1 protein-coding gene is annotated in these 1425 nt (G+C 45.4%); it reads left to right on the plus strand.

What is annotated here, in order from left to right; genetic code table 11:
* Positions 1-515: 515 nt before the first annotated feature.
* Positions 516-1425: magnesium chelatase ATPase subunit I (locus tag PX636_RS13730; protein WP_288117593.1), on the plus strand; the 910-nt coding region annotated here is incomplete at its 3' end.

Consider the following 1425-nt stretch of genomic DNA (forward strand, 5'->3'; position numbering starts at 1 on the left):
GAGCGTTAGCTAGATTGAACAAATTTTTTGACAAAAAGGCATAATGGTCTATTTCTGACCATAAGGGATGGTTTTGACTGATAATATGACGTTCAACTAGCTTCATATCTTCATTATACCTGATAACCTTCTTAAAATCTATCGGTGGCAAAAGTTACGGCTCTTCTGGTTTCTGTGTGGAAACGAGGTCTATACTGATAGTTTCTTCGACAAAATAGTCCTAAAAGTGTTGCCCGATAAGCATTTCACGATTCTATAAGCAAAAATTATCACACAAAGTCGAGAAGAGCCAAGTTACTTATTTTAGCTATCTAGCTACAGAAATGAGTAACTTTAAAAAGCTTTAGGTAGGTTTTTGGTTTCTGTGGTTAACCCAGTAACTTCTCGATCGGTTCGGGGAGAAAGAACTCGATCGAGATGCAGCTAAAATCTGGGTTCGGGAATCAAAAAGGGAAAAGTGCCGGACCCGGGAGCTTCTGTTTTACACTAGAATTTGGCCGCCTGAATCTAGATCTATGCCCACTCTGACCCTCAATTTTCCCCTAACTGCCGTTGTCGGCCAAGAAGCGATTAAATTAGCCCTACTCTTAGCCGCCGTGGATCCCGCCCTGGGGGGTGTGGTAATTGCCGGTCGTCGGGGAACCGCCAAATCAGTCATGGCGCGAGCGATACATTCCCTACTGCCACCGATCGAAATTATCGCAGGTAATGTCTTTAATTGTGATCCCAATAATGCCGACGAATGGGACGATCGCACTAAAGAAGAATATAGCAGTGGAGAGGTCGCCACGGAAGTTATCCGGGCCCCTTTCGTGCAGATTCCCCTAGGAGTCACCGAGGATCGTTTATTGGGTTCCGTCGATGTGGAAGAATCGGTGAAACAGGGGGAACCAGTCTTTCAACCCGGTTTATTAGCCAGCGCCCATCGGGGAATTCTCTACGTCGATGAAATTAATCTACTTGATGACCAAATTGCTAACCAATTACTAACAGTTTTAAGCGAAGGACGTAACCAAATCGAACGGGAAGGCATCAGTTTTCAACATCCCTGCAAACCAATCCTGATCGCTACTTATAACCCAGAAGAAGGGGATTTACGACCCCATTTATTAGATAGAATTGCCATTGCGCTTTCCGCCGATGGTGTCCTCAGTTTAGACCAACGAGTAACCGCCGTCAATCAGGCGATCGAGTATGCTGTTTCTCCCACCGCTTTTATCGCCCAATATGCCCAAGAAATCGATGATCTAAAAACCGAAATTATCCTGGCGAGGGAATGGTTAAAAGAGGTAAAAATTAAACCCGAACAAATTAGTTATCTAGTGGAGGAAGCGGTGCGCGGTAGGGTAGAAGGTCATCGTGCCGAGATTTTTGCCGTGAGAGTAGCCAAGGCCGCCGCCGCTTTAGAAGGTCGGGATTTAGTCA

This window comes from Microcystis sp. M53598_WE2 (assembly GCF_030067735.1).
GTDB classification, from domain to species: Bacteria; Cyanobacteriota; Cyanobacteriia; order Cyanobacteriales; family Microcystaceae; genus Microcystis; species Microcystis aeruginosa.